This window comes from Mongoliitalea daihaiensis (assembly GCF_021596945.1).
Lineage (GTDB): Bacteria > Bacteroidota > Bacteroidia > Cytophagales > Cyclobacteriaceae > Mongoliitalea > Mongoliitalea daihaiensis.
Map to the genome: position 1 here is coordinate 4,612,595 of NZ_CP063779.1, position 22,246 is coordinate 4,634,840.

Below are 22,246 nucleotides of genomic sequence, written 5' to 3' on the forward strand. Positions count from 1 at the left end.
CTTTTAAACCCTTGATTCTATGACCCCTATCCTTCCAAGTCAAGAAAATTTAGCACTGCTGAAGCAATTGTTAGACAATACATCAGACGCGACTCAGGTATCCCTTGAAAATGGAAACCTTTTTTATATCAATGCTGAGGCATCCAAGAGATTGGGAATTGCTCCTCAGGATGCACGAAACTATTATGTTTGGGATTTTGAGGAAGTTTTTAAAAATCAGGAGTTTTGGCATAGCCATGTGGCTGAATTAAGGCAAATTCCATTCATGATCTTGGAGGGCACGAATAGCAATGTTCAAACAGGTGAAAAGTTTCCTGTTGAAGTAACCGTAAAATACCTTTTACTGGACAACATTGGTTATGTTGTAGCTACCTCGCGAGATATTTCAGAGCGAAAACATATTGAAGCAGAGCTGGTAAATGCCAACGGCTTTTTAAAAAGAGCCATGAATATGGCTAAAATGGGTTCATGGGAGCTTGACCTTGATACAAGAAAGCTTAAGTGGACAGAAAACCTCTTTAAAATCCATGAATTATCAGAAGGTAAAGATATGGATTTGGAAAAGGCCATGAGCTTTTACAGTAAAAAAGATCAGGTTTTACTACAAAAAATATCAGAGCAGGTCATTCAGACGGGTAAGGAAGCAGAATTTGTTGGGAGAATCACAATAGACGAAAATAAATTCAAGTGGGTCAAAGTCAAACTTTTATTAATTGAGGAAGAAGGACAATCCAATAAACTTGTTGGACTCACGCAAGATATCACTGATCAGCAACTTGTGAAAGAAGAGATTGATAAACAAATCGAACTTCAGACCTTGATGATTGATATTTCTTCCACCTATATCAATACCAAAATTGAAGACCTTTCCAAAACCATCAATGAATCCCTTTACAGAATTTCAACCTTTGTAAAAGCCGATAGAGGCTACGTTTTTGATTATAATTTCATTGATAATACGGCATCCAATACCTATGAGTGGTGTGCAGCAGGTGTGCCTCCCGAAATAGAAAATTTGCAAAACCTCCCCATAGAATTTATACCAGCATGGGTTGAGCAACATCAGAATAGTCAGACCTTCGAAGTTCCTGACATCAGTACCTTGGAAAATGAGAACTTGAAATCTATCATTGAACCTCAAGGAATCAAAACACTGATTACATTCCCTATGATTCATGGAGACAAATTGATCGGGTTTGTAGGCTTTGACTGGGTACATGATGTTCATAAGTTTCAGGATTCAGAAAAAAAGCTGTTAAAGATCTTTGCAGAACTCTTGGTGAGTGTCAATACCAAAAGTATGCTTGAGAAATCATTGATTTCAGCCAAAGAAGATGCTGAAAAATCGAATAAAGCAAAGTCTGAATTTTTAGCCAATATGAGTCATGAAATCAGAACGCCACTCAATGGGGTAATCGGATTTACCGATTTATTGATTAATACTGACTTATCAGATGTACAACTCCAATATGTAGAAAGCGCCAACTCCTCTGCTCATTCCTTGTTGGGGATTATCAATGATATCCTAGACTTTTCTAAGATAGAAGCGGGTAAACTGGAGTTGGAAGAAGTGGAAACAGACCTAGTTGAACTGATTGAGCAAACAGCAGATATTGTAAAATTCAACACTGCCACCAAAGATTTGGAACTACTGCTCAATATTCAGATCGAAATGCCGAGATATATCGTCGTCGATTCTATCCGGTTGAAGCAAATCCTTGTCAATCTGCTCAGCAATGCAATCAAATTTACTGAAAAAGGCGAGGTTGAATTAATTGTAAAGTTCCAAGAAGATCCTACAAAAGAAGGAATAGGGCAGTACACCTTTTCCATCAGGGATACGGGTATTGGGATTTCCGAAGAACAACAACAAAAGCTGTTTAAATCTTTTTCCCAAGCGGATTCCTCCACTACTAGAAAATTTGGAGGGACAGGATTAGGTTTGGTTATTTCTCAAATGCTCACAGAAAAAATGGGGTCCAAAATTGAGTTACTTAGTGAACTCGGCAAAGGGTCTACCTTTTATTTCTCTATAGAGAGGCCATTTAAATCCACTACTCAAACGAAAGTCAAGGAATTTTCAAGTATAAAGAAAATCTTATTGGTTGATGACAATGTCAACAATAGAAAAATCCTAAAAGACATTTTACATTATTGGAAAATTGAAACCGAAGAAGTAGACAATGGTCTGACTGCTTTGCAAATTTTAGCCGAGGATAAGAAATATGATATCTTAATTGTTGATTATCATATGCCCTTTATGGATGGCTTGACCACTATTGGGGAGGCGAAAAAAATCATCTCAACCTTCAAAGGTAAAAAGCCAAAAATACTTTTATACAGTTCGGTAGATGAAGTACAGAATGATGAGCGATTTGAAAACTTACAAATTGATGCCAAACTTATCAAACCGGCAAAAATCTCTGAATTATTCAATTGCCTGCTAAGCTTGGCGGATGACAAAGATAATACCATCAGTGCGATGAAAAAAGGTCCGGCGGAATTTGAACTTCATGCAGATGGTCCGATCAAAATTCTCATTGCAGAGGATGTTTCCTTGAATATGATTTTGCTTAAAACGATCCTGATGGCTCATTTCCCTAAGTGCGAAATCATTGAAGCTATCAATGGTCAAGAAGCTATAGACTCGTTTGAATCCCACCAACCCAACCTGATTTTTATGGACGTTCAAATGCCTGTGAAAGACGGTTTTGAAGCAACTAGAGGTATCCGAGCTTTGGAGGGAGAGAGTGGCATCCAAACTCCAATTATTGCCTTAACTGCAGGAGCATTACAATCAGAGAAAGAAGCTTGCCTTGCGGCAGGGATGAATTATTTCATGACCAAACCTCTAGAAAAACAAAAAATTCTAGACTTGGTCAAAGAGATTTTTAAAAGACCTGACTCTGATGACTTAAGCCTAAAGAAAGAAGAATTTGACTATGAGTCACTTTTAGAAATGCTTTCTAATGATGAAGATCTTTTACGAAGTATTATGCTTCAAGGCTTTAGTGAAATTGAAGAAAGTCTTCAAAAATTATGCACGGTGGTACTCGTAGATGAGAAAGAAAAAAACAATCTACTTCACAAGTTAAAAGGGCTTACTGGTAGCTTGTGTATGAATGAGTTTTCACAAAGTATCCGATTAATGGAAGCTATGGAAAATCCCGTAATGACCATTGCGGCTAGCAAAAAAGCCTTGGCTTCTTTCAAAGATCTCAAACTTAAGATTGAAAAAAAGATTTTATAAAAAACAACTAAACCCCTATTCGGTTATATTTCGAATAGGGGTTAAATAGTTATCATTTTTTAAAAATAATATTCAAAGGCAACTTGTACCCCATCTCCAAAACCCAGCCATTGAGAGAGCCAGAAAAAATCTGATCAAATGGTTCACCATTTACTTCCCCCACCAATTGAACTTTTCCAACTTTGGGACTTCCAAAATTTCGGGAAAAATTAAAGGTCAACAGACTCGAATTGAAAATTGGCACTTCCATATATGCTCCTGCATTAAAAAGAATTTTCCCAGAAATAGTTTGCTCAATCGGAATAGAAGCTAGATCATAGATTACGTCATTATTTCTCCCAGAAAATGCAAACCAACTCCAATATGGTCCTTGAGAATCTAATATAACCATTGAAGAGGCAGAGGCACCAACCCTCAATCGATTACTCGACCCCATAGCCACATGATACCTCAATCGCAGGGGAACTACATCAACACTGTAGTCTGAAGGTGTGTGATTGTTTACACCATCTATAAAGACCGCATTGGTGTAAGCATTCATTTTCTTGTAGCCAGTCTCCAAACTCCAAGACCCCTTCGTATAACCGGCCAAAAATTCATATCCCCCAGAAATATTTGAGAATTCAAGATTTTGCTCTCGTTCTGATTTAGGCCTAAATCTCAAGAGGCCTGAAACCAGCACATATGAACCATCTCCCCATGCTATCGTTCGTTTATTGATTTTCCGCTCTTCCTTTCCTGATTTCCAAAGCGTCTTTTCTTCCCCTGTCTTTCCTTTAAAATCAATCCCATAGCCTAAAACTAAACCAGTGTATGATCCCCTTCTCTGAATGGTTGAAACTGGAGCATCATTAAACCAATTGAAATTGACAGGATATAAATCATTAAAGCCTTGTTGGTGACGAAGACCAATAGTATAATAATTTTTATTTTTGGTATAGAATTTCATTCCGAGCTCTAACCCCATATTGACACTGACTGAGGTCCTCCGTGTAAAAAAATTGAATGAGGAAAGTGTGTCATATTGAGAATAATCAATGTACCTAGCCATAGTAATCCCAAGCATGGGTTGCATGTAGAGCGCATGAGCACCCTTCTCCCAGGTTTTTCTAACACCCAATCTATGATTCCAGAGTTGGCCACCTCTTGCTGTAAATCTTGTGGCACCCTCAACTGATGGGAAATTGGGGTAAGCGGTATACCTATAGGCAAGACCTGTAAATTCTGACTGCACTATAAGTTGCCAATCCGGCTTAACTGAATAAAGTAATCCTAATCCTAGGTGGTTGGCTACTTTCGGCTTAAAATTAAGACTAGGCCGTGAGTCATTCAAGAGTTGCTGATACCCCATCTGAGGACCAGTGTATAACTCCAGTTTTACATCACTTTGAGCATTTACTTGACTAAAAATGCTAAAAAGTATACCAACTATGAAAATACGGTGATTCATCATGAATTTTTTTTTAAAATTAACTAAAAAAATTTTATTCATTCAAATCAAAAAAAATAAATTTTTTGTAGCGTTTGTTTAGATCCTTGCGTCTTTACTTTTAAACGCTTTGCTATGAAACCTGATTTTAAAAACCTCCCCTTTTCCGTAACATTCCTTGCTAAATGTACCGTAATGTTATTAATTATTTTGGTAGTAGGCTGCTTACCAGGAGAGCCTCCCCTTCCCGGTAGAGTTGAACCCAATCTGAGAGTACTTTCTGCTTCAGAAGAGAAACTTTCTGAATCAAGCACCCAATTTGCAATCAATCTTTTTCAGCAACTGAATCAATCAAATGAGGCAAAGAATCAATTTTTTAGCCCCTACTCCATTCATCAGGCTTTAGCTATGACAATGAATGGCAATGAGGGGGAAGTGAAACAAGAATTTTTGGATGTCTTACAAATGCAGGGTATGAGCTTAGAGGATGCCAATCAGGCTGTTAAAGACTTGACTACTTTTTTATTGCAGGTAGATGAAAAGGTTAAACTCAACATTGCCAATGGTATTTGGTATAAGGAAGGTTATCAGGTAAAACCACCTTTCAAAGCTGCGGCTAATCGCTATTTCAATGCAGAAGTGGCACCCTTGGATATGTTAAACCCCAACTCTGTGAACGTTATCAACAATTGGATTGCCCGACAAACCAATAATCTAATTCGAGAGATGCTGGATCAAATCCCACCGAATGCTGTAATGTATTTGGTAAATGCTATCTACTTTAAAGGAGACTGGACCTACAATTTTCCGAAAGCCAATACCAAAAAAGAAAAATTCACACTGAGGAATGGTCAGGATATCATGGTTGACATGATGGACCTCAAAGATGCCTCGGATATGAGATATGGGTTTGGTCATGGAGCCGCCTATTTGGAAATCCCTTACAGTTCAGAACAATACTCTATGGGCGTTATATTCAATGAATCCGGTGATCTCTCACAGTTGGCACCGCTACTTACCTTAGAAAATCTAACTGAATGGAGAAGCAATGCAAGAGAAAGAGGTGTCATTCTCAAAATGCCCAAATTCAAGATTTCTTATAAAATGGACAATATGAAAGGAGATCTGATGGCTATGGGTTTGGTTCGCCCATTCTCTTTCCATCCGGATAACTTTACTGCCCTTTTTTCCAATCCTACCGATGACTTGAAGATAAGCAGGGTCATCCATCAGGCTTTTATAGAAGTGGATGAAAAAGGCACCGAAGCCGCTGCTGCAACCATTGTAGAAGTAGTCGAAAGGTTCAGTGCAGGACCTTCTGGCCCACTTAGAATTACATTGGATCGTCCATTCATCTTCTTTATCCAAGAAAAACACAGTGGTGCCATCCTGTTTATGGGCAAACTCGAGAATCCATTAGAGGGATGACGGAAAGTGAACAGTGAACAGTTGGCAGTGAACAGTGAGTAATGAACAGTGAGTAGTTGGCAGTGAACAGTGAGCAGTGACACACAGTTGGGAAATTTAGAATGAAAAATGAACAGTGAGCAGTGGGAAGTGAGCAGTGAACAGTGAGTAATGAACAGTGAGAAGTGAATAGTGGATAGTTCAGAAATACAAGACTTAATTCCCTTAATACCTTAATGGTTATAAAAAAACCTCATTTAACTGCTAATTTCACAATGGTAGGAAAACCATTAAGAAATTAAGGAGCATTAAGAGAGGTATAATTCTCTCAACATCTGGTGAACTTTGGAAAAGTTTCTCATTATCAGTAATTTATATGTTAGCTCTTACTTCTTGATTCTTGCCTCTTGGCTCTTGATTCTTACCTCTTAATTCTAATAACATGACAAAACTCCCGTATCTAATTTCTCGCCTCTCGTTTCTCGCTTCTGGCCTCATGCTTCTATTCATCAATTGGTCTTGTATTGATGCTGATGAGTCTACATCCTTACTCGAGGAATGTGATATTTTAAACTACCGGATTTACCAAGGAGAGCAGTTAACTTTGGGAGAAGTGTCTCGAGAATTTATATTTATCGGGATAGACAAAAGTTATACTGACGAGGATATTAGTGATTTTTTACAAACACAAAATTTTTTAGATCAAGGTTTTAACTTCACGATCCATGAAGATGCTCAATACCAATTCAAACAAATCCCCGTTCGATTAAACAGACAAAGAAACTGTTCCGAAATCTCGGTGATCCTTGAATCACTCGAAGGTAGTGATATCGTTGCCTATGCCCACCCAACTTTTGAAACAGATGATTGCCAAGATGCCATCGGTAACCCTGTGGGAGAGCAATGCGTAAGGGTGTACGTCAGTTCCTTTTTTGTTCGAGTTCCTAACCCTGAAGAGTTAACAGCGCTCCAAGAATTGATTGCTTCCACTAATACCGAGTGGCTTGGTGCCAATCAGTTTATGTCCAATTGGCATGAAATCCGCGCCACCAAAAACTCCCAGGGAGATGCTCTAGAAATGGCTAATTTCTTTCTACAATCCGGAGTAGTGAATGCCGTTGATCCAGGTATTGGAATTTATCCGGTTAGGTAGTGAGCAGCGAGCAGTGGATAATGTGGAATGAAAAATGAGAAATGAACAGTGAGCAGTTCAGAAACACCAGGCTTAATCCCCTTAATACCTTAATGGTTATAAAAAAACCTCATTTAACTGCTAATTGCCCAATGGGAGGAAAACCATTCAGAAGTTAAGGAGCAGTAAGAAAAACCTTAAAAAGGCTTAATTCCCTTAATACCTTAATGGTTTCAAAAAAACCTCATTTAACTACTAATTTCACAAAGGTAGGAAAACCATTAAGAAATTAAGGAGCAGTAAGAGAGGTATGATGCTCTCAACATCTGGTCAACTTTGGAAAAGTTTCTTGGTCTCTGTACATTCATCCTTCCTTCCTTCATCCTTTGTTTCTTGATCGGTCCATGAACCTGTCAAAAGGTTCGCTTCAATCAGTCATCAAGTTCAAAATAAAGAAATAGCTAAAAGTTTAGAATAGCGAGAACGACAATTTATCCGTCAACAATTCCAGCGCTTGAATCGCCTTGACAGAATTCCCTTTTTCATTGAGTTCGGGACTCCACACGGCAATGCTAAACTTATGAGGCATAACAGCAGCAACACCACCTCCTACCCCACTTTTGCCAGGCAAACCCACTCTAAATGCAAACTCCCCCGCTTCATCATAAAACCCACAGGTGAGCATCAAGGCATTGATCCTGCGTGCATGACTTTCAGAGACAATTTCCCGTTGTGCAAATATAGAATAACCGTCATTAGCCAAAAATGAGAATGATTTGGCCAAGTCCACACAGCTCATCTCTATGGCGCAATGTGAAAAATACACATCCAATACCTCCTCCACATCATTATCAAAGTTTTTATAGGCTTTTAGGAAATAGGCCAATGCTGTATTTCGCTCCCCATGATTTTTTTCAGAATTTTTCACAGAGGGATTGATACTAACACATGTCTTACCCGCCAATTCATTAATAAAATCGGATACCTGTTTTGTGGCATGCTCAAATTTACTACAAAGTGCATCTGTAATGACCAAAGCTCCCGCATTGATAAAAGGATTTCGCGGAATACCCTTTTCAAACTCCAATTGGGCAATAGAATTGAAAGGGTTGCCACTTGGCTCAACATTCACCCTTGACCAAAGCTTGCTTTTAAACACATGAAAGACCATGGTAAGCGTGTGCACCTTACTGATACTTTGGATAGAAAAAGGAACTTCATAATCCCCTACCCCATAAACATTCCCTTCCAAATCCACCAATGCGATCCCAAACTTATTCGGATCTACACTTGCCAACTCAGGAATATATGTAGCCACTTTTCCTCTTAAATTTTTCTCCTGTACTTCCTGGTATACTTCTTCTATAACTTGCTGATAATTCATACTATCAAAGGGAAAGATTTTTTACTACAAATTCAACAGCTTTTTCTTATTTTTCACCATGAAATCAGCAGCTAACGATTGGACCGAAGAACTCAGTGCCCTCCAAGGATTATTGAATGAAACCGAGCTTACCCCTCTCATTAAATGGGGAATTCCCGTGTATTGCCATGAAGGCCAGCATGTGGTTGGCTTGGCAGGGTTTAAAAATTTTGTTTGTTTGTGGTTTTACCAAGGCGTATTTTTATCTGACCCAGATAGAGTTTTATTGAACGCTCAAGAAGGAAAAACCAGAGCCCTCAGACAATGGCGATTTACTGATAGCTCCGAAATCAACCCCGAACAAATTCGAACCTACCTAGCTGAAGCTATTGCCCATGCCAAAGAAGGCAAGAAACTAGCTCCTGTTCCAGCAGGTGAAATCATTGTGCCAGAAATCTTAGAAAAAGCCTTCCAATCATCACAAGAACTTCAATCCGCCTTCGATCAACTCACTCCTGGAAAACAGCGGGAATACATCGAATACCTTAACCAAGCCAAGCGTGACGCCACCAAACAATCCCGACTAGAAAAAATCACTCCCATGATTTTGGAGGGAAAAGGATTGAATGATCAGTATAAGTAGAGAAGTGAGACTTGCCTGCTGCAAGCAGGAGTCGAGAAGCGAGAAACGAGAGGTTAGTGATATGTCCTGAAATTACTTGACACTTTTTTAAAGAATAATTCTATTGTTTACACGACCCCAATATATCGCCGATAGGCATATATCAACTTATATCGCGCAAGCATATATCACTCTCTACCTCTCACAATTTCTTTTTCTAGCAGTTTCATCCTCTATTTCTTGACTCTTGTTTCTTGTCTCCAAAACTGAAGTCGGCTTCCGAGTAGATTCGAGTCTAATCTCTCCCTTCTAACCTCTCGTCTCTAAAAAAATATACCCAAGTTTCTTATGTATATATTTTTTTTATATATTTAGCCATCCAATGTACTTAAACACCATGTCGAATAACAATCTAATCAAGGGAAGCCTACAAACCATCATCCTCAAACTACTGGAAGAGAATGAGAAAATGTACGGCTATGAGATAACCCAACGGGTAAAGGAACTGACAAAAGGCGAAATCAAAATCACCGAAGGTGCCCTCTACCCTGCCCTACACAAGTTGGAGGCAGAAGGACTGCTGACCACCGAAATCCAACAAGTGGATAACCGGGTAAGAAAATACTACAGCCTGACCAAAAACGGGCAAAAGGAAGTCAGCGCCAAGATGTCCGAGTTACAGAATTTCGTAGGTAATCTCCAACGCATCTTGGATCCTGAATGGAAGCCGGGCTTGGCTTAAAGGGTTCGCGCAGCGTTCGCAACGAATGACGCAATGAACGCAAAGAAATATTAAACAATAATTTAAAAGTTAATAACAGCCAAAAAAGTACTCGTAGCGCACGTGGCGAAAACTTTGCGCCCGTTGCGAGAAACCAACATGTATGCGCCAACTAACCGACATAGAACTTCAAGAAATCCGCAAAGCCATCATGCGGAAAGAGATCTCCTCAGCTGAGATTCTGATGGAGGTGTATGACCATTACATCAGTCACTTGCAGGAGTTTTCTGAAGAGGAATTCAATGAACAACTTTTTGAATTGGAACATAAGTTTACCTATGCCTACTGCCATGCCCTGCAGGCTAAATTCAAAAAAGCTGCCCATGAGGATATCAGTAAGACCCAATGGAAGGTCCTCAGAAGTTTTTTCTGTTTGGGCCGCTGGATGTATTTCGTGGGTTTCTTGGCAATTGTCATTTACTTAAGTACTTATTTTCAAACCGTTGAGGAGGTGAAAATGATTATTTTATTACCTTTTATCCTCTTACTAGGCTTTCAGCTATACTATGGCTATCAATCGTACAAGCACATGAAACCCATACGTCAAAACTTTAAAGGCATCGGAATACCCATCCAATCATCCTTGGCAGGCTTCTTTGAAAATAGAGCTAGTTTACCTGGTATGTTCATCTATGCTTTCATCAGTTTCCCTGCTTTATTTTTCAATTGGGAGCTGACTAAAGTAATTGCACCCCAGGTCGCTGCTGTTTTCACCATACTGATAACCCTTTATGCTTTATCGTTGATAGAAGTCTGGAAAATCAAATCAAAAACGGCACTGGTATGAAACTGACAGCAAAAGATATCGAAACCTTGCATTATCACATCAATGCTAAACAAATCCCTTACATTGAGGTGAGGGATGAGGTATTGGATCATTATCAGACAGCTTTAGAGTTGGAGCAAAAGCGATCTTTGGAAGAAGTTTTGGCTGAGTTGGATCAGACTTTTACCGTAGGGTATTGTAAACAATTAGCAGAAAACTATCTAAATGAATTACATTCAGCTTATCCAGAAGTTTTCAAAAAGAAATTAACGAATTTATTAATCGGTAGAAATTGGTGGATCGCAGTCCTATTGCTCGCATTTTCCTTCTCACTCCCGTCTTGGGTTGACAAGGCTAGAAACCTACAGTTTTTTATCACCATATTAATATTGTTCAGTACTGGTTTGGTTAGCTGGACAATTGATAGGGCCTACCCGAAAAGAAAGATAAAACACCAATACAGATTAGTAGATGACAAACCCATACTAGCCATGTATCATGTAGGCAAGCCAAGAGGTATTGCTTTGATTGTTGCGCTCATGCTACTTCTTGTTGCATTGCCCATCCTTATCCTGAGCACACTTGAGTTTTTTACAGAACACTCAATAGTATTCCTTTTCCAAGCTCCTTATGTGTATTTCACGGTTGGATTGATTTGGTTATTTTTCATAGCAATCATTGCCAGAGCCCAAGCAATTATTTCCATGACTAAAGCATATACTCCGAAATTAAACTGTGGTATTCGATGAAAAGAACCCTGTCTGCTATAGAACTACAAACCATCAAAGCCCGTCTCGATCGCTGCCAGATTAGCTATCAGGAGGTCTATGATGAGCTGTTTGACCATTATGTTTCGGTATTGGAACACGCTTCCGAAGAGGAATTTCCACACAGGAAGGAAGCGTTGGACCACGCTTTTAACTGGTCCACCATTCGTCAAATGGAAAAGCAACAAGTAACACTAGCAACAAGAGATTTAGACAAGCTATTACTTACAAAAATATCATTACAGATTTTCAACAAATTAACAATGGGTATCCTTGCCTTGCTTTTGGCATTGAATTACAGCTTGTATTGCTTCATGGGCTTTCATTCCTTTGCCAATCTCACACTACTGATGGTTTTTGCCCTACTTGCTTTTGCAGCCTATGCCTCACAAAACATTCCTTTTTTGTTGGTACAAAACAAAGCGAAAAAGGCAATCCATGAAGCAGCGTTCAAAAAGCATTTATTCTATTTCAATGTACTGAACTTTGTTTTGCTAGTTCCCTCGTTTATGCTCCATCACCATGGTTATCAAGAACCTAGTCAAGTACTGATCATTGGATATGCAGTTATTGTGCTATCTATATCCTTATTAATTTACAGGACAATCAAGCACAAACCATTGGAAATAACTCATAAATAATTCCGACATCAAAGCATTTTAAAGACATTGCCTAAAAACTTAAAAAGCCAATCTGAAAATCAATGAGATCGCTTACTGAAACCGAAATCCAAACCATCAAAACCCGACTCGATCGTTGCTTGATTGCGTATCAAGAAATCTACGATGAGTTGTTAGATCATTATATATCGGCTTTAGAACAAGTTCCAGTTGAGGTGTATTTACAAAAGAAAGAAGAACTGGATAATACTTTTTCCTGGTCCGTTATCAGGGGCATGGAAAAAGCATTAGAAAAATCTGCTAGGAAGGAGTTTTTACGCACCGCTCGCTCAAGCTATAAAATCTGGACTTTAGGCTGGAAAAAACTTGCATTACTATTAATCATAAGTTTACTAGTTGTACCTGTTTTCCAGTTTACAGGCCCGGAAGGCACGTACATCGTCTCTGCTTTAGTACTTTTTTCTATGGTTGGCTTTTCCCTCTATTTTAATAAAACCAAATATGGATTTAGCTGGTCTTTGGCTCCCGGCGTTCATAAACCTAGATATGTCTTGGCCCATCAATTCTTTGGTTCTCATGTTTTCATCTTTGGGATCACCAATTTATTTGCCCAGCTACTCCCAAAACTCTTGGAAAACACTTCGTTCGCTTATTTGACTCCCTATCTTTTGCTCTTATTCAGCATGATTTTACTGACATTTTGCTGGGTGATTTTCAACGCTATTAATCTAAAAACCTTAAAGCTAATTAAGTCATGAAAACTAAACCTGCGAAAATAACAGTATGACTACCCTAATTGGAATAACGTTAATCAGCTTTGGCTTTTTCGTGAAGGCCTTCCCAAAGTTAATTTCGGGATACAATACCATGTCCAAGCGCCAACAGGAAAATATCGATATAGAAGGTTTATCGACCTTTATGAGGAATACTTTTCTGGCCATGGGCTTTTTGGTGGTAGTAGGTCATATCCTATTGAAAGCAGTTAATCAACCGTCTTTATCGGACTATTTCGCTCCGTTAGTCATTGCAATAGGAGCGATCATAATGGTGGTAAAAGGAAGGCAATTTGATCATAACCAAGAGAAGTTTGTCAATTCTAAGTTTAAAGTACTGTTTACCGCTCTCATCTTAATAGGAGCTTTGCTTAGCGTAATCTTTGGCATCATTCCTTCCAAACATGAGATGAAGTATGAATCAGTTGCCTTTTCTGGTGCTTATGGAACAGAATTGAAATTTTCAGAGATTGACTCCATCGCCCTTACGGATCGGATTCCAAGGGTCCTATCACGCAACAATGGCTTGGGCGTAGGCCAAATCAAAAAAGGAACTTTCCGTGTAGAAGATATTGGCAAAGCCCACTTACTAGTGCATGCTTCGTCAGGCCCCTTTCTAGTAATCATCACCAAGTCAGGGGAAACGACGATTATCAACTATAAGGACAAAGCTAAAACAGACCAGATTTACAAGGAGATACAAGCTAAAATTTAAAAATCAACTGCAATGAAAATCTCTCCAACAGACATTCAATTCTTAGAAGAAAAAACAACCGAACTCCCGATCCATAGCGAGGAATTGTATATTGAAATTCTTGATCATATCCTGTGTGCCTATGAAGCATCAGGAACTAAGGATGTCTATAGCTTTTGGGAAAAAGAAAAAGAGAACTGGACCGGATGGAAGCTGTTCAAAATCAGATTTAAACATGAGAATGCGCTAAGTTTAGAGTTTGCTTCTTGTTTTGTCAGAAGTATTTTTTCTTTAACTCCTAAAAATATCCTGGGCCATCTCTTATTATTAGCCATAGCAGCAGTTGTTGGATTTAGTTTTTCAATATATAGCACACTTATGGTACCGCTATTTTTACTTTTTGTCTTACTTCCAATCTTCTTTTTTGCATGGATTTATCACACTAAGGATACCTTTGGAGAGAGAACTCTTGAATTGAAAGGAAAAGGACTATACAGTAGCAGAAGAGACGCATTCAATGTACTAATTGCTGCGCACCTATTTGGATGGGGGATTTTTCTTTTCACTATCAAGCAGTTAAACGATTTTGAAAGCATTTTTGATGTACTTACTTCAACCCCTGCCACTACCACAGCCATCTTATGGATGTTACTCTTAGCTAACAGAGCACTCTTAAAAGTCTATGAAACCAAACTAAAACCTTTCCTGTATGAAACTAAGTAAAGACCAAATCGGGCAATTAAAGAACTTGATTTCTTACAAGGGCCATGCATACATCGATGTCCAATACGAAATCCTGGACCATGTGGCATGTAAAGTTGAGGAATTAATGGAAGAAAACCCCAACCTTCCATTGGATGAGGCTTTTCGCAAGGTATTTGCCAGATTTGGTGCTAAAGGATTCAATGAACTAGATGCATCTTATCAAAGAATGATTGAAAAAAGGCATCGCTCCTATTTTTGGGAGGAATTCAAGCGCTTTTTATTAAGCTATAAAGTATTAATAGTGATGGGGATTTTTACTTTATTCTACCAATTCCGCTATGAATTTGAATCCGAAAATGGCTGGATTGGAGGATTGTTGATACTTTTTGTTTGCTGTGCAGTAACTATGGCTGTTATTCACTGGCGAAAATCTAAAAAATACCGGAAATATGCATCCTTTAACACAACAGGGAATTTCTTTATTATCTTCCCTTTTGTTTACCAACTGTGCAGTTTCAGCTACATCCTTTTGAATAATTCCTTAAAAGACGAAACCATTTGGACTAGTTATGGAGTACTTGGGATAACCGTTTTACTCGCATCCATGTTTGCTTGTTTATTTATCTTGCCCAAAGTCTTTCAAAGAAGTCAAGCAGATACAGAGAAACTCATCCAACAGTACCAAACCAATTGAGTCTAAAATCCCAAAACCCAATGAAACTAACCAAAGACCAAATCGAGCAACTCAAAAAAATGATCTCCCGTAAGGGTTATCCATTTATAGATGTGCAGTACGAGATTTTGGACCATGTGGCTTGTAAGATAGAAGAACTAATGGCCGGCGACCCTAAAATCTCCTTGGAAACAGCCTTCGCTAAGGTGCATGCTTCCTTTGGGATTTTTGGGTTTTCAGGGTTGGAGGAGTCTTATGTCAAGTTGATTGAAAAGAGATTTAAGAGCCATTACTGGACTGAAATCAAAGCCACCTTTAGCAGTACTAAAATCATCCTACCCATTGGTATTGCAGTAGCTATGTACCAAGTTTTCCTTCTAGTCCCTGATCTCAAGACTTGGTATATCATCATGATTGCAGCTTTGGTTATTCCTTTGGCCGCTATGTTTTTCAAATACAGGAAATACCATTCACGGTACAAGCAATATGTTTCCTACACTGCTCAAAATACCTTGTTTGTATATTTCAACATAGGCATGCAAATATGTTTGCAAGGTCATGTATTCCTAAATCAATCGAGATTTCTTATCGAAAATATTATTGGACAGCTGTATTTAGGATTGGTCGTTGCCATCATGGCATTTTTATTCCTAAGCTTCTTTTTACTCCCTAAAGTCTTAAACAAGAATATCGCAGATACAGAAAAATTGATGCAACTATATGGAGAAGTGAAGAAATAGGAATTATCTGACACTGGATTGAAAACTCCAACCATATGATGTTTAAAATTCAATCCTCTTCGGATAGCAACAATCTCAGCAATTCCTCTTTAAAACCTTTGCTTAAGACTGCTTCCTGCAACTGATGCTGAAAGAAAGAGGCGTGCCTTCCCAAAGCCTCTTTTTGCCATTCCATCAAATGCATCGTTTTTAAAAATCCATGCGCGGCCAATTGAAGCTGACTATCCAAAGCCGACAAATAGTACCATTCCAATGTCCAACTCACCCCATCCCGCTCGGAACTAAAGATAGCATGTTTTTTATAATTTTGAATGCTATCTAGGGCTATGCTTACCAAAACCATCGCTTGTTCGAGCTGCACGGGATTGTTTTTATGGGCCATGGCCGAACTCTTTCCCTTTGTAAGCAAGCGAAGCTCAGCAATCTCTGAATTAGCCAAAAAAATCCAATCCTGAAGGATTTTTCTCAATTGCATCAAGATGCGTTCGTAAACATTTACAATTTCTAAAACCGGCTGCCTATTTTGATGCCAAACAGCTCCAAAATCATCCATGCCCAAGGCCTCAGCCAACTTTTCCGTAAGCACCTTCCCCTGCTCACCAAATGCCCGCATATCCCCTACAGGACCGCCCAGAGAAACCGGAAACCGGAGTTGTTCGAGTATCTTCAAACTATCCACTAATGGCGAAAACCAATGGTAGAGTTTGTATCCAAAAGTCACTGGCAGTGCCTGTTGCTGTCGGGTTCGTGCCATACATATCCAATCACTATGCTCCAACCAAGACTTTACCAAGGATTGAAAATTTCCAGAAAAAACCTGCTGAAAGTCTTTGGTCAGTTGCTGAAGTGCAAGCATGTGCGCCGTATCAATCAAATCTTGAGAAGTAACCCCAACATGTAAAAATGGATGATAACTTTGGTCCAGCTGCTCTTTTATGGCCTCAACCACTGCGATGATGGGAATACCGTTTTCCGCAGTGGAACTGTCCACTTGTTGAATCAAGCCATCATCTACCCTCACTCGATTGACAGCCTCATGGATGGCTTGAGCAGCCTCCTTTGGAATGATACCTAAACTGGATTGACAGGAAGCTAGACATGATTCGTATGTCAAAATCGCACGAATGAAACTTACATCGCTAACATGTGAGTTCACCTGAGGGTACCCCCAATAAGTTCTGAAAATCTTTCTGTCAATCATGCCTTCAAGTTAAGAAAAAAGAAGGGAGCTATAGTCCATGGGACCTGTAAATCATCCTGCCACAGAGATATTCACATTCGGCTCCCCAATAAGTCAAACCAATTCCAATGCAATACTGATACCCTGCCCCACTCCTATACACATAGTGGCCAAGCCTCTTTTGGCTTTTCTAGCCTGCATTTCAAGCGCCAATGTGCCTGTAATCCGAGCTCCCGACATGCCCAGTGGGTGCCCAAGAGCGATCGCTCCACCGTTCACATTTACTCGAGGGTCATCAAAAGCAATCCCTAATTCCTGCAAACATGCCAAAGCCTGTGCAGCAAAAGCCTCATTGAATTCATACAAATCAAAATCTCTGTCTGAAAGCCCTGTTCTTGCCCATAGTTTTTGTGTAGCAGGTACAGGTCCTATACCCATAATTCTTGGAGGAACACCCGCCACGGCACCTGTCAACACCCGGGCAATGGGCTCCAGTTGATACTTTTTTATGGCTTTTTCAGATGCCAACACCAGACAGGCAGCACCATCATTGATACCAGAGGCATTGCCAGCGGTTACTGTTCCATTTTTTCTAAAAAGTACAGGTAGCGAACCCAACTTTTCCAAACTTGTTCCTGCTCGTGGATGCTCGTCTTGGTCAAAGAGCACCTTATTTTTCCCCACCTTCACTTCCATGGGGAGAATCTCCTGTGCAAACCTTCCCGATTGCTGGGCAGCGGCACATTTTTCCTGAGAAGCAAACGCAAAGCGGTCTTGGTCTTCCCGCTTGATATGATACATTTCGGCCACATTTTCCGCCGTCTCTGGCATGCTATCCGAACCATACAAGGAATCCAACACAGGGTTGATAAAGCGATAACCCAAAGTACTATCCTCAATACTCATGTTTCTAGAAAAAGCCGCATCTGCCTTAGGAATGATAAATGGTGCCCGTGACATGCTTTCGACTCCTCCTGCCAAAATTAAATCGGCATCCCCAGATTTAATCATGCGGGAGGCTATCAAGATGGCATCCATTCCAGAACCACAAAGCCTATTGACCGTGCCGCCTGGTATGGATGTCGGTAATCCGGCCAACAAAGAGGCCATGCGGGCCACACTGCGATTATCTTCACCTGCCTGATTGGCACAGCCAAAAATCACATCGTCAATTGCTTCTGTATCCACATGAGGAAGGGTAGCTAACGTACCTTTGATAACTGCTGCTGCTAAATCATCCGGTCTTACCCCTGACAAACTCCCTCCATAGCGTCCAATGGGACTTCGCTTAAACGCGCAAATAAAAACTTCCTGCATGGTGTATTAGCCCTGATGGGCCATTTTAGTTTTTTCATTCAATAATCTCAATGCCTCCAACTCTTCCAACTCGGGAACATCAGTAATGGCAACTTCTTCTGCGAATCGAATCTTCCACCCGGTATTTTCTTGGATAGTTTCCCTAGCTACCCCTGGGTGTATGGATGTGACAATAAATTCACCCGTCGCCTCTTCTGTCTCCATAATGCACAAGTCGGTAATAATTTTGGATGGGCCACTCGTGTTAAGTCCCATGGCTTTTCGCTGACCGGGACCATCTCCATGGCCAAAAGAGGTGATAAAATCCACTTTTTCCACAAAAGCGCGAGGGGATTGCTTCATGATCACATAAATGGTATGACAAAATGCAGCAATTTCGGGAGCGCCTCCTCCACCGGGAAGCCGAACCTTGGGTTTGTGATAATCCCCTACAACGGTGGTATTGATATTGCCAAACTTATCAATTTGAGCCCCTCCTAGGAATCCTACGGTAATCCTCCCGCCCTGCAACCAATAGCTAAACATCTCGGGTACAGATACGGTGGTCAAGGCTGTTTCACACAGTTCTCCATCCCCTATGGAAAGTGGCAATACGTCTGGCTTGGTTTGAATAGTACCGGATTCGTAAATCAAGGTGATATCTGGTGCGTGGGTAAGTCTGGCTAAATTACAGGCTGCAGATGGCAAGCCAATTCCAACAAAGCATACATCGGAATTTTTTAATATCCGGGATGCCACCACGGTCATCAATTCTGTTGAATTATACTGCATAGTCTGTTGATTTTAATTCCTGAAGCCACTGATTAAATTTATCTCGGTCTTTGGAAATCGCTTCCCAATCCATGTACGCTTTGTTATCTCGGCTATAATATCCATGGGCATAACTGGGTTTGGCACCACCGGGTACATGTACTACAGCGCTGACAGTCCAGGAAGGCAAAATCACGGCATTCGGGCTTGAAGGCTGTAACTCATCCACGATTTCCTCCACAGTTACGATGGCAGCTTTGGCAGCAAGGACAGCCTCCTTTTGCACACCCACAATTCCTTCCAAGGAAACGTCCCCTTTTTTGGAGGCTTTTTGGGCATGGATGATGGTAACATCAGGTCGAATGGCTGGTACTGCCACCAATCGTTCTCCAGTAAATGGACAGGCAAGTGTCTTGATAGAAGGATTGACTTTCTCCAAATCCGCTCCATAATATCCTTTGAAAATGGCACATGGCATACCTGATGCTCCGGCTGCATAAGCTGCTGCCATGGCCGCATGAGAATGTTCATCGACTTCCAAGGGTTGAGGGTAGCCTTTTTCAATAGCTTCCCGCAAGCGGTACAAAGATCCCACCCCCGGGTTTCCTCCCCAAGAGAATCTTAATTTGCGAACACACCCTGCCCCAATCAGCTGATCATAAATCATATCCGGAGTCATCCGAACCAATTCCAGATTTTTGAATCCCTGACGGATAATCTCATGGCCTGCGGCAAAGGGAATCAGATGTGTAAATCCCTCCATAGCTACCGTTGCCCCATCAAAGAGATGGGTGGCAATAGCCTCTTGCAATGTTTGTATCTTAGCTTGCATATCAATAATCAAAAAACACCGTTTCATTTTCGCCCTGCATATGCAGATTGAACTCATATATTGTAACAGGGCTCTCCTGTACCTTTTGGGCAATCAAAGTACTTCTTCTTTCTTCGGCAACTAACTTCAAATAAGGGTCTTCCTGATTTAATTCCTTGAAATCCTCGAAATACACACGGGTATACACATGACTCAACAGCCCTCGCATAAAAACAATCATGTGAATGGCAGGTGCCTGATCTTGCTTTTCCGCTGCAGGAATGCAGGTGGTAAATTCAAACCAGTTTCCTTCTATGGTACCTGTACCCATCCTTCCGATGGAGAAAAAGCCTTGATGAGGTTTGATCTGGAATTTACCTTCTTGGTCCACTTGCCAGATTTCAATCATCGCATCATCCACAGCCTCTCCATGGAGGTCATACACCTTTCCTCGGAGAATGATGGCATCCTGAGAGTTCTTCTTAGCATCAAGCAAAACGGGAGTAGCCAAACTTTGATGGTCAAATTTATATTGCTCTGGTGTCAGACCATAGGCAAAATAGGGCCCTACTGTCTGTGATGGGGTTTGTCCTAGCTTATTCATTTTCAAAAGGGGTTGAATGATGTCCTCTCAATACAATGTCAAATTGGTAACCCAAGGCAAAACCTTCTTCGGTCAAGCCCAGGTCAAAGCTTGAAATCAAGCGCTCACGTGCTTTTTCTGGAACAGCCAAGTAAATGGGATCATAATCCAACAAGGGGTCTCCTGGAAAATACATCTGGGTTACTAAGCGCGTACCGATATTGGGTCCAAATACACTGAAATGAATGTGATTAGGTCTCCAGGCATTGGGATGATTTCCCCAAGGGTAGGCACCTGGCTTGATGGTGTAAAACTTAAAAATGCCTTCTTCATTGGTCACGCATCTCCCTGCACCAAAGAAATTGGGGTCCAAAGGGGCATGGTGTTGGTCACGCTTGTGTACATACCTTCCCGCTGCATTGGCCTGCCATACTTCAATAAGCGTATTTTTCAGTGGCTGTCCATGTTGATTCAACACCCTTCCACTGACTACAATACGTTCTCCAAGCGGTTCACCGTTTTTGATGCCATTCTTGGTCAAATCATGATCAAGGGGAGCCACAGACTCCAAACCGAAGATGGGTCCGGAACTCGGTTTCATCAATTCGGGTACGGTAATCAGGTTTTGAGAAGGTCCTCTGAAAATGGTGGATTTATAGCCTGGAGCTATCAAGGGTGGATGGCTTGTCCAATCGCGTTGGTTTTGTGTAGTATCCATATGCGTACTGTTAAAGGTTAAAGACTTGTTTGGCTATTCTAAAGGCAGTATTGGCAGCTGGCACACCTGCATAAATGGCCACATGCATCAATACTTCTTGAATATCTTCCAGGCTTGCACCTGTTTGCTGGGTTGCTTTGAAATGCAGGATCAATTCCTCTTCATGTCCAAGACCTGCCAAGAGCGCTATGGTAATCATGCTGCGTTCCCGCTTGGTCAAATGCTCAGAAGACCAGACAGTACCCCAAGCGGATTCCGTAATAAATTGCTGGAATCCTTCATCAAAGGAAGTTTTTGCAGCCTCCGCTTTGGCAACGTGGGCTTCTCCTAAGACTGATTTGCGGGTTTGCATGCCCTTTTGGTACTTATCTGTTGGATTCATAGTGCTGAAATAAAATCTTGTAAAATGACCGTAGTCCGCTTGGGGCTATCTACGCAAGGCAAATGCCCTGCATTGGGAATTGTAATCAAGGAGCAGTTCATCAATTGGGCAAAGCCTTGAACCAATGCAACAGGAGTGGACTTATCCTCTTCGCCTACCATACAGATTACCGGAATAGCAATACCTTGAGCGGTTTCAGTATAATCCGCATCCCGAATTGCTTCACAGGCAATCCGATAACCCAAAACATCCGCCCGTTCCAACATGGCTTGATACAAGGCAAATGCTGCTGGCTGTTGCTCCTGAAAACTCGGTGAAAACCAATTAGTCAATATCGAAGGAGCTACCGCTTGCATTCCTTTCGTGGAAATGGCTTGTATGCGATTGTTCCAAGCTTCTGCCGTTCCAATCTTTGGAGCGGTATCCATAAAGACGATTCCTGCAATTTTGTCGGGATAACGTTGGTAGATATCCAAGCTAATCAAGCCACCAATGGACAGTCCGACCAAAACGATTTTATCCAAATCCAAGACTTCACATAGGCCTATCACATCAGCTGCATAGCTAGAAATACTGCCTTTTTCAACAGCTCCTAAACTACTTAACCCATGACCCCTTTTGTCAAATCTGAGTGTCCCAAATTCGGTACCCAAGCCATCAATCACGGCATCCCAAATGCGAAAGTCCGTACCCAAAGAATTGATAAACACCAAGCAAAGGTTTTTCTCCCCTTTGTTGTATGCGTAGTGAATGGTGGTATCATGTATCCGAACCGCTTGCATA

At 40.7% G+C, this 22,246-nt stretch carries 23 protein-coding genes; 13 read left to right on the forward strand and 10 right to left on the reverse strand.

Annotated elements, in window-relative coordinates:
* The first annotated feature begins 19 nt into the window (after positions 1 to 19).
* Positions 20 to 3,250 (forward strand): response regulator, encoded by a 3,231-nt coding sequence (locus tag IPZ59_RS19365; protein ID WP_236137690.1) that lies wholly within the window; start codon positions 20 to 22, stop codon positions 3,248 to 3,250.
* A 52-nt stretch (positions 3,251 to 3,302) separates the two neighbouring features.
* Here IPZ59_RS19365 and IPZ59_RS19370 read toward each other — a convergent pair whose 3' ends face one another.
* Entirely contained in the window at positions 3,303 to 4,703 is a 1,401-nt protein-coding gene (locus tag IPZ59_RS19370) for a hypothetical protein (RefSeq protein WP_236137691.1), read from the reverse strand.
* Positions 4,704 to 4,874: 171 nt separating this feature from the next.
* On the opposite strand from IPZ59_RS19370, the gene IPZ59_RS19375 reads away from it, so the two are divergent.
* Together IPZ59_RS19375 and IPZ59_RS19380 are read left to right on the forward strand one after the other, a co-directional pair.
* Positions 4,875 to 6,107, forward strand: coding sequence for a serpin family protein (locus tag IPZ59_RS19375; RefSeq protein ID WP_236137692.1), 1,233 nt, complete (start codon positions 4,875 to 4,877; stop codon positions 6,105 to 6,107).
* A gap of 421 nt (positions 6,108 to 6,528) precedes the next feature.
* Positions 6,529 to 7,239, forward strand: coding sequence for a hypothetical protein (locus IPZ59_RS19380; protein ID WP_236137693.1), 711 nt, complete (start codon positions 6,529 to 6,531; stop codon positions 7,237 to 7,239).
* 448 nt (positions 7,240 to 7,687) lie between these two features.
* On the opposite strand, the gene IPZ59_RS19385 is transcribed toward IPZ59_RS19380, so the two are convergent.
* Entirely contained in the window at positions 7,688 to 8,602 is a 915-nt protein-coding gene (locus tag IPZ59_RS19385) for a glutaminase (RefSeq protein WP_236137694.1), read from the reverse strand.
* Between the two features lie 58 nt (positions 8,603 to 8,660).
* On the opposite strand from IPZ59_RS19385, the gene IPZ59_RS19390 reads away from it, so the two are divergent.
* From IPZ59_RS19390 to IPZ59_RS19435, 10 genes are all read left to right on the forward strand, one after another.
* Positions 8,661 to 9,224 (forward strand): YdeI/OmpD-associated family protein, encoded by a 564-nt coding sequence (locus tag IPZ59_RS19390; RefSeq protein WP_236137695.1) that lies wholly within the window; start codon positions 8,661 to 8,663, stop codon positions 9,222 to 9,224.
* Between the two features lie 376 nt (positions 9,225 to 9,600).
* Positions 9,601 to 9,945 (forward strand): PadR family transcriptional regulator, encoded by a 345-nt coding sequence (locus tag IPZ59_RS19395; RefSeq protein WP_236137696.1) that lies wholly within the window; start codon positions 9,601 to 9,603, stop codon positions 9,943 to 9,945.
* Positions 9,946 to 10,087: 142 nt separating this feature from the next.
* A complete protein-coding gene (locus IPZ59_RS19400; RefSeq protein ID WP_236137697.1) occupies positions 10,088 to 10,771 on the forward strand; it encodes a hypothetical protein in 684 nt (227 codons plus the stop codon).
* Positions 10,768 to 11,499, forward strand: coding sequence for a hypothetical protein (locus IPZ59_RS19405; RefSeq protein ID WP_236137698.1), 732 nt, complete (start codon positions 10,768 to 10,770; stop codon positions 11,497 to 11,499). The genes IPZ59_RS19400 and IPZ59_RS19405 overlap by 4 nt, the downstream gene beginning before the upstream one ends.
* Positions 11,496 to 12,158: a hypothetical protein gene (locus IPZ59_RS19410; protein WP_236137699.1), complete on the forward strand. Its 663-nt coding sequence runs from the start codon at positions 11,496 to 11,498 to the stop codon at positions 12,156 to 12,158. The genes IPZ59_RS19405 and IPZ59_RS19410 overlap by 4 nt, the downstream gene beginning before the upstream one ends.
* Positions 12,159 to 12,220: 62 nt before the next feature.
* Complete coding sequence (locus tag IPZ59_RS19415) at positions 12,221 to 12,895, forward strand: hypothetical protein (protein WP_236137700.1); 675 nt, start codon at positions 12,221 to 12,223, stop codon at positions 12,893 to 12,895.
* Between the two features lie 25 nt (positions 12,896 to 12,920).
* Positions 12,921 to 13,625 (forward strand): DUF3784 domain-containing protein, encoded by a 705-nt coding sequence (locus IPZ59_RS19420; protein WP_236137701.1) that lies wholly within the window; start codon positions 12,921 to 12,923, stop codon positions 13,623 to 13,625.
* A gap of 12 nt (positions 13,626 to 13,637) precedes the next feature.
* Complete coding sequence (locus IPZ59_RS19425; protein ID WP_236137702.1) at positions 13,638 to 14,327, forward strand: hypothetical protein; 690 nt, start codon at positions 13,638 to 13,640, stop codon at positions 14,325 to 14,327.
* Entirely contained in the window at positions 14,314 to 15,003 is a 690-nt protein-coding gene (locus IPZ59_RS19430; RefSeq protein WP_236137703.1) for a hypothetical protein, read from the forward strand. Before IPZ59_RS19425 ends, IPZ59_RS19430 begins: the two co-directional genes overlap by 14 nt.
* 20 nt (positions 15,004 to 15,023) lie before the next feature.
* Positions 15,024 to 15,722, forward strand: a complete 699-nt coding sequence (locus IPZ59_RS19435; protein WP_236137704.1) for a hypothetical protein — start codon at positions 15,024 to 15,026, stop codon at positions 15,720 to 15,722.
* Positions 15,723 to 15,771: 49 nt separating this feature from the next.
* Here the strand turns inward: IPZ59_RS19435 and IPZ59_RS19440 are convergent, their stop codons facing one another.
* The 8 genes from IPZ59_RS19440 to pcaD all read right to left on the reverse strand — a co-directional run bounded on the left by IPZ59_RS19440 (position 15,772) and on the right by pcaD (position 22,245).
* Positions 15,772 to 16,923 (reverse strand): lyase family protein, encoded by a 1,152-nt coding sequence (locus IPZ59_RS19440; protein ID WP_236137705.1) that lies wholly within the window; start codon positions 16,921 to 16,923, stop codon positions 15,772 to 15,774.
* 93 nt (positions 16,924 to 17,016) lie between these two features.
* Complete coding sequence (pcaF, locus tag IPZ59_RS19445; protein WP_236137706.1) at positions 17,017 to 18,219, reverse strand: 3-oxoadipyl-CoA thiolase; 1,203 nt, start codon at positions 18,217 to 18,219, stop codon at positions 17,017 to 17,019.
* A 6-nt stretch (positions 18,220 to 18,225) separates the two neighbouring features.
* On the reverse strand, positions 18,226 to 18,990 hold the full coding sequence (locus tag IPZ59_RS19450) for a CoA-transferase subunit beta (RefSeq protein WP_189580145.1): 765 nt from the start codon (positions 18,988 to 18,990) through the stop codon (positions 18,226 to 18,228).
* Positions 18,980 to 19,801 carry a CoA transferase subunit A gene (locus IPZ59_RS19455; protein WP_236137707.1) on the reverse strand — a complete coding sequence of 274 codons (822 nt, stop codon included), beginning with the start codon at positions 19,799 to 19,801 and terminating at the stop codon, positions 18,980 to 18,982. Before IPZ59_RS19455 ends, IPZ59_RS19450 begins: the two co-directional genes overlap by 11 nt.
* 1 nt (position 19,802) lies before the next feature.
* Positions 19,803 to 20,384: a protocatechuate 3,4-dioxygenase subunit alpha gene (pcaG, locus tag IPZ59_RS19460; RefSeq protein ID WP_236137708.1), complete on the reverse strand. Its 582-nt coding sequence runs from the start codon at positions 20,382 to 20,384 to the stop codon at positions 19,803 to 19,805.
* Complete coding sequence (gene pcaH, locus IPZ59_RS19465; RefSeq protein WP_189580154.1) at positions 20,377 to 21,081, reverse strand: protocatechuate 3,4-dioxygenase subunit beta; 705 nt, start codon at positions 21,079 to 21,081, stop codon at positions 20,377 to 20,379. The genes pcaG and pcaH overlap by 8 nt, the downstream gene beginning before the upstream one ends.
* Before the next feature lie 10 nt (positions 21,082 to 21,091).
* Positions 21,092 to 21,463, reverse strand: a complete 372-nt coding sequence (gene pcaC / locus IPZ59_RS19470) for a 4-carboxymuconolactone decarboxylase (RefSeq protein WP_189580157.1) — start codon at positions 21,461 to 21,463, stop codon at positions 21,092 to 21,094.
* Complete coding sequence (gene pcaD / locus IPZ59_RS19475; protein WP_236137709.1) at positions 21,460 to 22,245, reverse strand: 3-oxoadipate enol-lactonase; 786 nt, start codon at positions 22,243 to 22,245, stop codon at positions 21,460 to 21,462. Before pcaD ends, pcaC begins: the two co-directional genes overlap by 4 nt.
* Position 22,246 lies beyond the last annotated feature (1 nt).